Origin of the sequence: Faecalimicrobium dakarense (genome assembly GCF_000499525.1) — a bacterium.
Taxonomy (GTDB): Bacteria; Bacillota; Clostridia; order Peptostreptococcales; family Peptostreptococcaceae; genus Faecalimicrobium; species Faecalimicrobium dakarense.
In genome coordinates, this window is the sequence record NZ_HG529410.1 from 1 (window position 1) to 14,159 (window position 14,159).

15 protein-coding genes and 1 riboswitch are annotated in these 14,159 nt (G+C 27.8%); all 15 genes read right to left on the bottom strand.

Translation table 11 applies throughout. The features are described from left to right. Positions 1-148 precede the first annotated feature (148 nt). Positions 149-673 (bottom strand): peptidylprolyl isomerase, encoded by a 525-nt coding sequence (locus tag BN899_RS15230; protein ID WP_042277194.1) that lies wholly within the window; start codon positions 671-673, stop codon positions 149-151. A 243-nt stretch (positions 674-916) separates the two neighbouring features. Beyond that, positions 917-1,603, bottom strand: coding sequence for a ferric reductase-like transmembrane domain-containing protein (locus tag BN899_RS15235; RefSeq protein WP_042277197.1), 687 nt, complete (start codon positions 1,601-1,603; stop codon positions 917-919). Between the two features lie 108 nt (positions 1,604-1,711). Beyond that, the gene (locus BN899_RS20645) at positions 1,712-1,996 is read right to left on the bottom strand and encodes an AAA family ATPase (RefSeq protein ID WP_330362575.1); all 285 of its coding nucleotides are present in this window, start codon (positions 1,994-1,996) and stop codon (positions 1,712-1,714) included. Beyond that, positions 1,983-2,303, bottom strand: coding sequence for a hypothetical protein (locus tag BN899_RS20650; RefSeq protein WP_330362574.1), 321 nt, complete (start codon positions 2,301-2,303; stop codon positions 1,983-1,985). Before BN899_RS20650 ends, BN899_RS20645 begins: the two co-directional genes overlap by 14 nt. A gap of 158 nt (positions 2,304-2,461) precedes the next feature. After that, positions 2,462-3,211 (bottom strand): patatin-like phospholipase family protein, encoded by a 750-nt coding sequence (locus BN899_RS15245; protein WP_042277199.1) that lies wholly within the window; start codon positions 3,209-3,211, stop codon positions 2,462-2,464. 16 nt (positions 3,212-3,227) lie between these two features. Next, positions 3,228-4,526 (bottom strand): M18 family aminopeptidase, encoded by a 1,299-nt coding sequence (locus BN899_RS15250; protein ID WP_042277202.1) that lies wholly within the window; start codon positions 4,524-4,526, stop codon positions 3,228-3,230. A 77-nt stretch (positions 4,527-4,603) separates the two neighbouring features. Beyond that, entirely contained in the window at positions 4,604-6,826 is a 2,223-nt protein-coding gene (locus BN899_RS15255) for a DUF3553 domain-containing protein (RefSeq protein ID WP_042277204.1), read from the bottom strand. Between the two features lie 221 nt (positions 6,827-7,047). Beyond that, a complete protein-coding gene (locus BN899_RS15260) occupies positions 7,048-8,067 on the bottom strand; it encodes a BMP family lipoprotein (RefSeq protein ID WP_042277206.1) in 1,020 nt (339 codons plus the stop codon). 161 nt (positions 8,068-8,228) lie between these two features. Next, the gene (locus tag BN899_RS15265) at positions 8,229-9,041 is read right to left on the bottom strand and encodes an energy-coupling factor ABC transporter ATP-binding protein (RefSeq protein ID WP_042277209.1); all 813 of its coding nucleotides are present in this window, start codon (positions 9,039-9,041) and stop codon (positions 8,229-8,231) included. Continuing rightward, complete coding sequence (cbiQ, locus tag BN899_RS15270) at positions 9,028-9,732, bottom strand: cobalt ECF transporter T component CbiQ (protein WP_042277211.1); 705 nt, start codon at positions 9,730-9,732, stop codon at positions 9,028-9,030. The genes BN899_RS15265 and cbiQ overlap by 14 nt, the downstream gene beginning before the upstream one ends. Positions 9,733-9,734: 2 nt before the next feature. Then, entirely contained in the window at positions 9,735-10,019 is a 285-nt protein-coding gene (locus BN899_RS15275; RefSeq protein WP_042277214.1) for an energy-coupling factor ABC transporter substrate-binding protein, read from the bottom strand. After that, positions 9,991-10,734, bottom strand: a complete 744-nt coding sequence (locus BN899_RS15280; RefSeq protein WP_042277217.1) for an energy-coupling factor ABC transporter permease — start codon at positions 10,732-10,734, stop codon at positions 9,991-9,993. Before BN899_RS15280 ends, BN899_RS15275 begins: the two co-directional genes overlap by 29 nt. Positions 10,735-10,944: 210 nt before the next feature. After that, positions 10,945-11,126: riboswitch (cobalamin riboswitch) on the bottom strand. Positions 11,127-11,317: 191 nt separating this feature from the next. Further along, on the bottom strand, positions 11,318-11,890 hold the full coding sequence (locus BN899_RS20860) for a vWA domain-containing protein (RefSeq protein WP_242824215.1): 573 nt from the start codon (positions 11,888-11,890) through the stop codon (positions 11,318-11,320). A gap of 344 nt (positions 11,891-12,234) precedes the next feature. After that, positions 12,235-13,086: a hypothetical protein gene (locus tag BN899_RS19935; RefSeq protein ID WP_242824216.1), complete on the bottom strand. Its 852-nt coding sequence runs from the start codon at positions 13,084-13,086 to the stop codon at positions 12,235-12,237. Positions 13,087-13,115: 29 nt separating this feature from the next. Then, on the bottom strand, positions 13,116-14,060 hold the full coding sequence (locus tag BN899_RS15290) for an AAA family ATPase (protein WP_042277221.1): 945 nt from the start codon (positions 14,058-14,060) through the stop codon (positions 13,116-13,118). Between the last annotated feature and the right edge of the window lie 99 nt (positions 14,061-14,159).

Consider the following 14,159-nt stretch of genomic DNA (forward strand, 5'->3'; position numbering starts at 1 on the left):
AATTTCTTAACTAAGTTCTTTAGTGTTAATTAAATAATTGTGGTCTAACGCTTTTATTAATTGTATTGTTGTTTTTAGGCAACTTCTATATTAAATCAAATTTAAGTTCTTGTAAAGGGATGATTTAATATATTATAAAGGAAATTGTTTACATTTTTTCAACGTCTGAGTAATCTACACCAAAAGTCTCAACAGTTACATTTTTCATAACTTGTGGAACTGCCGGTCTATCAGCTCTATCTGTCTTAGTCGTAGCTATTTCATTAACTACATCCATACCTTCTATAACTCTACCAAATCCTGCATATTGTCCATCTAAGTGTGGAGAGTTTTTATGCATTATAAAGAATTGAGATCCTGCTGAGTTTGGAGCCATAGTTCTAGCCATAGATAAAACTCCAGCTTCATGCTTTAAATTATTAGTGTATCCATTTCCTTTGAATTCTCCTTTTATAGCATGTCCTGGTCCACCCATTCCGTTTCCATTAGGGCATCCACCTTGTATCATGAACCCTTCTATAACTCTGTGGAATCCTACTCCATTGTAAAATCCTTCGTTTATTAAAGTTACGAAGTTCTTTACAGTATTAGGAGCTATATTTGGGTATAATTCTGCTACTATTTTCTTTCCATTTTCCATTTCTATAGTTACTATAGGATTTTTATTTTCCATATTAATCTACCTCTCTGTTTCAATTATTGATTATGTATCTTTCATATATTATTATATACCAAGTTTAATAAAAATCTCACAAAATTTTTAAATGTTATCTGTATATTTTGTTGCCTTTTCATATTTACAGCCATTTATTTATCTATTATAACTATATACTTTATTAGATTAATAAATTAAGCACCTATATGTTTTTTTCAACATTTAGGTGCTTCTTCATGTTTTTATATTATTTATTATATTCTATATATTTTTTATAGCTCTTGTACTTTTAGAGTTTTTTATTAATTTTAATATAAAATATCCACCAAATAATACTGTATATATACTTAATTTTAATATATCAATCTCTTTATCGTTAAAAATTGCAAGTACTATATGTACGTAAACTAGTAAATAGAATGGATATGCCCATCTCTGAATCTTTTTCCAATCAGCAAATTTCATTTTTGCTCTGAATTTTTTAAGTGATGTCACAAATAGTGGAATCATTATTATAAATGCTATTAACCCTACTATTAAATATATTACATAAAGTGTTGTTATAGGCTTATGATTTAATAGCTTCACTATAAAACGAACTAAATACATTATTGCATGAGGAAGTATAAATATAGAACCTAGTATCGCAGATTCTGCTCTTATACTTAATAGTTTTTTTGTTATTTTCCACTTAGGGTTCAATGCTCCTGCAAACATTACTATTAGAAAAAATGCTATTGAAAAGTTTCCTTTCATAGACGCTTTTTCAAATTCACCTATAAATCCTTGTAACTTTATATCTGTTACTAATCTATAAATTTCATATATTATTGTTCCTGATCCTATTATTAAAGCTATTGTGTAAAAGTTTTTAGAATATTTTTTTATGCTTGATGTAAAAATTAGTGCTAAAGCAACTATAAATATTAATGAATAAACTAACCGCATATTAATTCTCCTTTTCATTATATAATGATAATTATTATCATCAATATTCTATTATAAAATTTTTACAGTGTCAATAATAATTAGAAAAGCTACTAAATTAATAGTAGCTTATTTCTTATCTGCATTTAATTGTGGTGTTTCTTTATAATCAACTTCTAATAAGTCTAGTATTTGGCTAGCTCTTTCTTTAGTAGATCCTTTTACTTCAATATAATCTACATTTTCAGATTTTAAGAAGCTAAGTATTGATTCATCTATTTTAAGGGCTATTTCTTCATCTTGCCATCTTACTCCATCTTGTACGTATCCAAATTCTCTTGGAACGTATACTATCATGTCGTAGTTTTGTATATCTTCTATCGCTAAACAGTATAAATCTTTAAGTATTTGTATTTCTTTTTACTTCTTTTTTATTACCTAACATAAATCTTCCATATATGTATGGTACAAAAGTAGCATAATCAGTAAGAGCATAGTCAAACACTGATAATTCATCTTCTAATTTCTTTTGACCTAAATAAATACCATATTGTTCAGATATTGTTTCTATCATACCTTTATCTTTTAAATATTCTGTTGAATATTCTAAGGCATACCCAGCATTTAAACCTGCTATTTTCATTTCAACGTATAAATGTTGTATTAATGTAGTTTTTCCACATCTTGGGCCACCTAAAACTGCGATTCTCTTAGTTGCCATGTTTATATCAACTCCATATATTATTTTCTCATTTTAAAGAACTTTTATATTATACTAACATTTAGAAGTTTATTCAATGTTTTTGATACAATTCTATTTATTTACATAGAATTGTTCATAGTTATAATATATATTAATTGTATTAATTTTTTTATTGTTTATATATTTAATTCTAAGTTCTTTCCTATATCATACCCTTCATAATATAATTCCTTGCAAAACTCTGGTTCAAATCTAAGAGTATCATTTTTACCAAATATAGTATTCGGTCTTATTATAATAATATTTTCTTCATTATATAACTTTTTTATTTCGTCAGATAAAATATAATCATGTTTCATAGTTACAAAAATTATTTTATCCACATTTTTCTCTATTAAAGGATTTATTAATTCATTATTCATTAATCCGCCGTCAAGATTGTATCCATCATATAGTCCTTGTTGTAAATCATAGATAAACTGATTTTTCATATCTAGTTTTCCTTGTGGATTAAATGGTAATAAAGAACTATATTTAATACAACTTAATGCTTCTTCTTTTTCTAGTTCTCCTACATTAACAATCTTTTCTTTTATATTTTTATTTTTTATTTCCACAAAATTCACAAAGAAATCCATATCTCTGTTAGTATTGTTAGTAAGTTTTGTTAATTCTTCAATTATGATATCGTTATCCACAGCATTATTTACTATTTTAACTTCTTCTTGTTGAATATTTCGAATATTTATCCACATTTGAGTTAACTTTTCAACATTACCTGTGTATATAAAGTACCCATTTATTGCACCTATTGATGTCCCTGATACTGCATCAAATTTTATACCTTTATCATGTAAAGCTCTTATTACTCCAGCTTCATATGAGCCCTTTGCACCTCCACCAACTAGACATAATCCTATTCTCATAATGTCATCTCCTTATCTAAACTTCATAAAATTTACTAAATGTCTTGTATATATTATAATGATCTTTAACGCTACCTAGTTCTCTTATTGAGTGCATAGCTAGTATTGGACTACCAATATCAACAGATGGTATATCTATATGAGTAGATGATATAGGTCCTATTGTACTTCCACCTCTCTCATCAGATCTGTTAACAAATTCTTGGCACTTAACTTGAGCTTCATTGCATATATTTTTATAAATTGATATAGAATATGCATCACTTGTGTATGCTTGGTTAGCATTTATTTTTATAACTGGACCTTCACCCATAATTGGTCTATTAGTTGGGTCATGTTTTTCTGATAAATTTGGGTGAACTGCATGAGCTAAATCTGATGATATCATAAATGATGAATAAATAGATGTAAAGAATTCTTCTCTATCTTTTCCTAATGACATACAAATTCTTTCTAATATATTAAGTAACATATTTGAATCTGCACCTTGTTTAGTAGAACTACCTACTTCTTCATTGTCAAATACAGCTACAACATTTATTCCATTTTCTCCTTTTGTATCTATAAGGGAATTTAAACTAGCGTGAGCCATTGATAAATTGTCTAATCTACCACTTGATATAAATTCTTCATTCGCTCCTATTAGGTTTCCTTTTTCAAATTCATATAAGAATAAATCAAAGTCTATAATCTCTTCTGAACTTACCCCTAAATTTAATGCTAACTGATTTAATAAAAAATTATCCTTTTCTAAGCTATCATTTAATAATCCAACTAAAGGTAGCATATCTTTTTGTTTATTTAAAGCATATCCTTCGTTAACGCTTCTGTTCATATGTATAGCTATATTAGGTATTATGCAAATTGGTTTATTTATATTTACTATCTCTTCTTTAGGCTTTAGTATATGCTCTCCTTTTAGTACAACCCTACCCGCTACTCCTAATGGTCTATCTAGCCAGGTATTTAATATAGGTCCTCCATAACATTCTGTGTTTAATTTTAGATATGTCTTTTCCACTGACATTTCTGCGTTTGGCTTTATTCTAAATGTTGGTGAATCTGAGTGAGAACTTATTATTCTAAATCCTTCTTTTTCTATGTTTTTTGAATTTAGAGTAAAAGCTATTATTGCAGATAAATTTTTAGTTACATAATACTTTTTACCTACTTCTAAATTCCATTTTTCATTTAATTTTAATTCCTCAAATCCATTTACATTTAAAAGTTCTTTAGATGTTTTAACTGCATGAAATGATGTTGGACTGCTGTAAATAAATTCTATAAGGTCTTTTGCAAAATTCTTTTCATTCATTTTATTGCCTCCTTATTTTGATATAAAAGATTTATAGCTAAAAATTAATAATAATTTCTAGCTATAAATCCTATTTACTATAATATATCTAATGTTGTATATTCTTTATTTATCTTCTTAATTCCTTGTTGAACAAATGCTATTGTAACATCTGAACCAACCATAGAAACTACAGTACCTACTCCAAACTTAGGGTGGTGTACTTTACTTCCTAGTTTTATATCATCTGGATTTGTTTCCTTTGTAGTATCTTTTACTGTTGCTTTTACATTGTCTGCTACTTTTGATTTATTAACATTACTCATATATTTTTGCTTATACTTATCTAATACATTGTAGTTTGCTTTAGAATAAGTTAATTCTTTTTCAACCTTATTAAGCTTTTCTATACATTCTTCTGGTAATTCTTCCATAAATCTAGATGCTATAGATGGATTTGTTTTTCCATATAAAGTTCTTCTTTTCGTTAAAGTCATATATAAAACTTCTTTTGCTCTTGTTATACCAACATAACAAAGTCTTCTTTCTTCTTCTATATCAGAATCATTCATTGACCTTACAGCTCTTGCTATAGGGAATAAACCTTCTTCTACACCTATTAGAAATACTACAGGGAACTCTAGTCCTTTTGATGTATGAATAGTCATAAGTGATACTTTATCATTTTCTTCATCATTACTAGTCTCTGATGTAAGTGCAACATTAGTTAAAAATGTTTCTAGGTCTTGTTCTTCACTATTTTGCTCAAATTCTATTGCAATAGATATAAACTCTTTTAGGTTATCTATTCTATCTTGTGATTCATCACTTTTATCTTTAGAAAGTTCCTCTATATATCCTGTTGTTTCTAACACTTTTTCTATTAATTTACTAACAGGGTATACTTCTTTTATAGTTCTAAGTGTACCTACAGTATCCACAAAACCACTTATACTATTTCTTGCTTTTGTTGATATATCTGAATTAGTTTCTATATCTATTAAAACAGAGTATATACTCTCTTGCTTTAAACTTGCTCTATCTTCTATTTTTTCTATAGTTCTAAGACCTATACCCCTTCTTGGAACATTTATTATTCTTTTTAATGATATATCATCCTGAGGGTTTTGTATAACTCTTAAGTATGCAACTAAATCCTTTATCTCTTTTCTTTCATAGAATTTAGTTCCTCCATATATGTTGTATGGTATTTGGCTTCTGTTTAAGGCATCTTCTACAGAACGTGCCTGTGCATTTGCTCTATATAATACTGCAAAGTCCTTATAGCTTCTATTTTCTTCTCTAGATATTTTAGCTATCATATCAGCAACAAAATCCGATTCTTCTATTTCATTATCTGCTAATTGTATTTTAATTAGCTCTCCTTCTTTTTTCTCACTCCATAGTTTTTTTCTTTTTCTTTCTATATTATTAGATATAACAGTATTTGCTGCATCTAATATAATCTGAGTAGATCTATAGTTTTGCTCTAATTTTACTACATGAACATCATCATAATCTCTTTCAAACTCAAGTATATTTCTTATATCAGCACCTCTCCATCCATAAATACTTTGGTCGTCATCTCCAACAACACATATATTTTGATGTTGTCTTGCTAATAATTTTATTAATTCATACTGAGCCTTACTTGTATCTTGATACTCATCAACCATTATATACTTAAATCTACTTCTATAGTAATCTAATACCTCTGAGTCTTCTTTGAAAAGCTCTACTGTTTTGTATATTAAATCATCAAAGTCTAGGGCACTATTTCTCTTTAAACGATCTTGATATAAAGCATATATATCTGCTATCTTACTCATTCTATTATCAGACATATGCATAGCCTTAAATTGTTTTGGGCTATATAGCTTATCTTTTGCGCCTGAAATAGTACTTATAACAACCTTAGGTTCAAATACCTTATCACTTAAGTTTAATTCTTTTAAACAGTCCTTTACTAATGTAACTTGGTCTGAACTATCATATATTACGAAACTTCTATTATATCCGATTCTATTTATATCTTTTCTAAGTATTCTAACGCAGCAAGAGTGGAAAGTACTTATCCACATTTCCTTTGTATCTGAACCTAAAGTTTCTTCAACTCTCTCTCTCATTTCAGTAGCTGCTTTATTAGTAAATGTTATTGCTAATATATTTGGAGCTTGTACACCTTTATCTTCTATAAGATGTGCTATTCTAGTTGTTAAAACTCTTGTTTTACCTGATCCTGCTCCAGCTAGTATAAGTACCGGACCTTCTGTCTTTTCTACAGCTTCTCTCTGGGCGGGATTTAATGTATCTAAATTCATATCTATCCTCCTGTTAACAATCTTATATATATATTTTAATCTAAAATAAGTATTTCTTCAAATTTAAGAATCTCACTATTCTTAATGTTTTCCAATATAATGAAAAACTAACATATACAATAAAACTATTATAACTTTTATTGCACTATATTATAGTATATAACTTATTAGCAATTAAAAAAAGAGATAGTCTATACTATCTCTTTAAAAATTTATTTTTATTAATTAACTTTAACTTTCCCATCTATAATTAACTTTGTTTGTTCTGTAACATAATCAAGTATATCTTTATCTACATTTTTATCACTACTTGGAGCTATACCAACAGCTTCATCTTTAAGCCCATAAACTATTGCCTTTCCTCCATCAAATTCGCCTTTAGTTATATTTGATATAATATCCAAAACCCCTATATCTACTCTCTTCATTGCAGATGTTATTACATGATCTGGAGCTAAATTATTTTGATCCATATCAACTCCTATTGCAAATTTATTTTTTTCTCTAGCTGCTTCTATTGCTCCTGTACCAACTCCACCAGCGGCAGAAAATATTACATCTACTCCTTTTGAGTACATTTGAGTTGCTATTGATTTTCCTAAACTTGCATCGTCAAATGAATTTGCATATTGAGATAATACATCAACATCAGGGTTACCTGCTTTAACACCAGCTATAAATCCTTCTTCAAATCTAGTTATATTTGGTATTTTCATACCACCTATAAATCCAACTTTTTTAGTCTCACTCATTTTAGCTGCTATTATCCCTACTAAATATGATGCCTCTCTTTCATCAAAAGTCGCACATATCATATTCTTTGGTATTTCTTGTCCATCTTCTTCATAATTATGATCTATTATCACGAATTTTTTTTCTGGATAAAGATTGGCAGCATTTAACATAGCTTCTGCAGTTGTATATCCTACTCCTATTATTAAATCTGAATCATTATCTATAAATGTTTCTATATTAGGAGCATAGTCTGCATCTTGAGTAGATTCTAAATAAGTTCCTTTTATCCCCAATTCCTTCTTAGCTTTTTCTAAACCTTCTAATGAAGATTGATTAAAGCTTTGATCATTAGCTCCACCTTCACCTAGTACTATCCCAACTGAAAAATTATCTTTCTTATCAGTTTTTGATTTCTCCTCTTCTTTTGTAGAACTGCATCCAACAATACTTACTGATAATATAATTGCCATAGTAATAACTGTTAAATACTTTCTTAATTTCCCCATATTTAATCCCCCTTAAAATATTTAAGCCGTCTCCATGATTTTAACACCTGTATTTACAGTTGTAAATACAAAAAAATAAACCTTAGTATTTTTATACTAAGGTTCCTTGAAAAACATAGGCAATCATTATTTAATTTATATTAAAATAGGTTTAGGGCTAATTAATTATTGAGTGCTGATTTTTTCCAATACTCATATAGTAATTCTTCATTTTTAAATAGTGGAATTCCCATATTTTTGTGTATTTTTACTAACCAAGGTAATTCTAAGCCTGCTTTAATTATATTATCTTCATTAGTAAATACATCTTCAGTAATTCCTTCTTGAGTAATTTTTCCTTTATCTAAAATATATACATAGTCACATATTTCATAAATTAAATTCATATCGTGACTTGATATAACTACCTTCACATCTCTATCTTTTAAATTTTTAATTATTTCTACTATATGCTTTGTACTTATTGGGTCTAATCCTGCCGTTGGCTCATCTAGTAAAACCATTTTATTTTCCATAGATATTACTGATGCTATTGCTACTCTCTTTTTTTGACCATAGCTTAAAAAATGTACTGGTTTATTTATAAAATCTATTCCATTAACGGCTATTAAAGCTCTCCTTATTTTCTCTTTTATAATTGTTTCATCTGTACCAATATTTCTTAAAGCAAAAGCTAAATCATCATACACTCTTGAGTAAAATATTTGCTTTTCTGGGTCTTGAAATACTATTCCTACATCTTTTCTAAGATTATATAAGCTCTTTTTATCATGCTTTAATTTTTTTCCATCAAATAAAATTTCTCCACCTGTAGGTTTTAAAATACCCATTAAGTTCATAAATAAAGTTGATTTACCGGACCCATTAGATCCTATTATTCCAATTATGTTTGCTTTTGAAAAATCCATATTAATATTTGATAGTGCTTGTGAATTTTTTTCGTAATCGTATGTTAAATTATTAATCGTAAACATTTTCATCCCCTACTATCTGAAATTTTCCATCATACAGCTTCATATCTAGAGATATAGACATGTCTTCGTATCTTTTCATCATTCTTTTGTATAATAAATTTCCAAGAAGTCCAATTGATTTATATGATGTCTTTAAATTTATATATCCAAATCTTAATTCCTGAGATTTTCTAATATCTGAAACTTCTTCTAAAAATATAAATATAAATCTATATGTAAGCATTGATAACTCTATTATTGTATCTGATATATGAAGATTTTTTAATAAAAATAGCACTTGATTAAAAGGTGTTGTAAGAACAAAAAAGTACACACACATTAAACAAGACATTGATCTAAATAACAAATATAATGATGTATTTAGAGACTGACTTGAAACACCTATATATACATTAAAAAATTTAAAGCTATATAGTAAATTTTCATGATTAAATGATATATTTATTAAATTAATTATTATTCCCATAAACAAAAAGTAAATTGGTATTTTAAGTAACCTTAAATAGCTTTTTAAATCTATTTTAGCAATGCAAACTATAGATAAACTCATTAATATCATTATACTTGATAGTATTAACATATTATGTGTTAGCATAGAGACAATTAAGAAAATTGTCCCTATACTAACCTTTATTTTTGGATTTATATTACTTAATTTATTTGTATATGCATATTTATCAATTAAAAGCATATTTATTTTCTCCTTCTACTTCCTAAGTAGTAACCTATTACTCCTGCCCCTAATGCTGCTTGAGTTGAAAATAATAAACTTTCTATTTCTCCACTTGGTGGCTCATATATACTACTAAACCATGGTTTATACTCCGGATTTATTTGGCCTATTAAATCTTCTGCTTCCCCATCTGCTCCACCATACTCAGCTCCTGAGTTTAATATTAGAGGAGTTATAATAAGTACTACCGCTAGTAAAAGTAATATCCAATTAGCTTTATTCGTTGATTTCGTATTCGCATTCATCATAATCAACTCCTTTCCCTTCTTTTGCAGCTATTAGGTTATACATTATAGTACTAAGAATACCTTCAGCTATCGCTATTGGTATTTGAGTCATAAAGAAAACTCCTAAAAACTTAGCAGCTGATCCCATTATCCCACCTGTAGGATCAGGGAATGCTATCGCTAATTGTATTGCAGTTACTGTATATGTAGCTAAATCTCCAAGTGCAACACTTATAAATACATTAGTTCCTGTCTTTACATTTCTCTTCTTTAAAAATCTATATAATAAAAATGATACTATAGGACCTACTATTGCCATAGAAAATGCATTTGCTCCTAGAGTTGTAAGGCCACCATGAGCTAACAGTAATGCTTGGAATAATAGTACTATTGTACCTAATACAACCATTACACTAGGACCAAATAATATTGCTCCCAAACCAACTCCTGTTGGATGTGAACAGCTTCCTGTTAACGATGGTATCTTTAAAGCTGAAAGTACAAATACAAATGCTCCACATAAAGCTAAAAGTACTTTTTTCTTAGGCTCCTCTTTAACTACTTTATTTATAGATTTTAATCCTATTAGTAAAAATGGTATAAATATGACGCTCCATATAATAGACCACTGCATTGGTAAGAATCCTTCCATTATGTGCATTGCATTAGAATTAATCGGATTTAGTATGATTAAAAGAAATGCTGATACTAATACTAACTTTAATTTTTTCATAACTTCCCCTTCTTTCTTTGGCTATTTATGCCTATTTGTTTAATGATTTGCTATATCAAATATTATGTCATTTGATCATATTCATCAAAACTCATTTCACCTTAGAGGGAATTATATTTCCAATAGAAAAAAGCCTAACGGTTGAGTTAGGCTTTCTTTAACAATACTAATATTAAGTACTTTCAAGAAATTTTCTCCCTCCCCGAAGAAATTGCTTAAATATTATTAGGCAGGTCTCCTGGCTTAGCATCATCCTACTCCTTAGCCTTCCCATGATAATCACAGTGGCTTAAGTTTAAGTTTCGTCAGCTTTACAGTAGCGGGGGCTGCAGAGGACTTTAACCTCTTTCCCTATTAATCTTTCTTTAAGAACCTATAATATTTTATTATTTTTTATAATTACATATTCTAAATTGTACATATGTACTCTTTGTTAAATAATTAGCTAATCATTTATATAATATATTCTATATATATTTTTATATTCCTTCTTATTTTTCAAATTTTTTACAAATTTTTTATACTTTAAAAATTATGCTTTAATTAAATTTATGTTAGATATAATCTTTATATGCTATCTTTGTTAATCTCTAATAATTTTCTTTAAATACATTGATACTATATCAGAAAATCGTCCTATATCTTTTGTATATATAAAGTCTTTCCCATATATCAATCTTTCTGATGTAAGTTCACTTTCTTTGCCTGTAAATACTCCTAATACTAAAATTCCATTTTGCCTAGCAATCCTTACTTCTTTTGCAGTATCTAATACTCCTACATTACCTTTATAAGACATTTCTCCTCTTATGGTTCTTTCTCTATCCTTACCGATTTTAACGTCGTTAGGCTTTCCATCACTTAGAACTATAAGTATTTTATTTTCTTCATCTCTTTCCAATAATCCATCACATGTAGATTTTATAGCTAATCCATCTCTATTATTACCTGCACAGAAATACTCAAATATATTTTCACTACTATCTATTGAGTCTTTATAATCTTTAAATCTTTTTAATATTGTATAATCCATAAAGCTGGAAAATCCCATTACTCTATTTGGTATACCAACCATAGTTAATGCTCTTGCTATTATATATCCTTGGGTCGCTACATTAGCTTGATTTCTACTTTGAGATCCACTAGCATCTAACAATATATCTATTACATACTTTCCTTTCTCATTGACTACATCCTTGTAAAATATTTTATTATTATTACTTCTAGTTGCTCTCCATGCCCTAGAAGCATATACTGTTCCACAATCTGAATAAACTCTGCTACTTTCATTTTCTTCTATTAATATTCTTGATAGATTATCCTTTAGTTTTGTAATATTTCTTCTGTGTGTTTTAACCTTATCTCTAAACTTGCTTATATTATTTTCTTTTTGTCTCGTAGCATATTTTATTTGAGCAATATTACTACATTCACTCCTTAAAACTCCATCAGTAAAGTGAACTCTACATCCTTCATGGACACCTCTACAGTTTTTACTTTCTATTTTTTTATCTCTGATTTATTTATATAGGATCTTCCATAATAATGCTCTATTTTTTCATATATTTTATTAACCATTTCCTCATCTACATATATAACTCTATTAGCTGAATTTGAAGATTCTTTTATAGAAGTTTCTCCTATACTTTCAACTAGCATTGAAGATGCTATTTCTTTTATTTCATTTTCTATAAAATTTTCTTCATCATTATATAGCTCGTCATACATAAAATCTGAAAATGTATCAAAATCTATGTTATCTTTAGTTTTATAGTTATATTCTTTATTATTAATATCTTCACCTTGCAATATCTGTTCGAAATACATTAAGTATACTTTATCTATATCTTGTAAAATATCTATTATATCTTTATTCACATCTATTTCTTTAATACTATTCATTATTCTTCTGGTAAGTCCATCTACCACTGGATGCTTACCCATTCCTTCTAATACATTTGCATATTTAATCTTTTGTAATATATCTTCATCGTATATCTTACTAAATCCAGAGATAATATCCTTATAAGCTTTGCTCCTTATATCTTCTACACCTGGCCTATCTATAATAACCTTTGATTCTACAACTTTATTTAATACAATTTGAACTAGGCTCAAAATAGTAGACGAATCATATCCACCTTTGACTCTATTAATTAAATATTTTCTTACTAAATTCCATTCTATGTATTTATGTCTGGCACCAGCCATTATAGCAAAATACATAGCAACTTCTCTAGAATAATAATCCTGATTTGAAATACTTACATCTTCATCATATTTTCCTGATATAGTCCAAGATAAATTATTTATTCTATTTTCAAATTCATAACTACTATATATCCATTTCATAATATCTCCTACCTAATTTAAATTTTTACTTATAATAAAGCTTTATTTAAATTCATACTTGGAAATATATCTTCACTTTTCCATTTATCAGGAATTCTAGTTTTAATTATATCTTGTACCATTTCTTTTTCGTATATATCAAAGCTCTTGCTTGTTATTCCCATACTAATTGCTAGAGATGGACTTAGCCCTCTCTTTATAGTCTTTAGAGAACCTATTAATCCTCTTAAATCTATTGATTTAGTAGATATTTCCCCATTTTGAGATTTTAACTGTAAATCTAAGAATATACCTGCAAATTGATTTAACTTCTCTTCATCTGCATCCTCAAATTCATTTCTTAAAATAAACATTAGTTTATCTTCTTCAACTGCTGCTATATCTATGACCATAAATCTAGAAACTAATGCTTCATTTAATTCCTTAGTTCCTGCATATTCATAATTCATTGTACCAATAAATCTAGTTGCTTGATCTAAATTAATTCTCTCATATCCTGGTACATCTATAACTCTTCTATGATCTAGAGCTGAATGAAGTACTGCTATAGCATCATTTTTAGCCATATTAATTTCATCAAATACCCCAAACCCGCCATTTATAGCACATTCATATACAGACCCTCTTCTTAGTTTAACTTGATTGTCTATAAAAGTATCTGTACCTATTAGAGTCGTACTGTCTGTATTAATATGAAAAGATGTATTCCACTGAGGTCTATTAAATATTTCTGATAAATTATCTGCTAATAAATTTTTTCCTGTAGCTTTAGGGCCAGATAATAAAATGTTTTGTTCTTCTAGAATTGCTGATATGCTCATAGACAGAATATCTTTGCCATAAAAATATTTTTTTGATTTGCTAACACGTTCTTCTAAATTACTTTCTAATTTATAATATTTTCTAAAATATAATACATCTTCAATAAGTGACTCACTTATTCCCTGTTCTCTTAAATTCTCTATTATCTCCATATGTATCCCCTTTATTGTTAATAGTATAATTATATAGTATCACAATATGATGTATTATTTCTTTATATTAAAAAAACTCCCATTTGGGAGTTTACAATA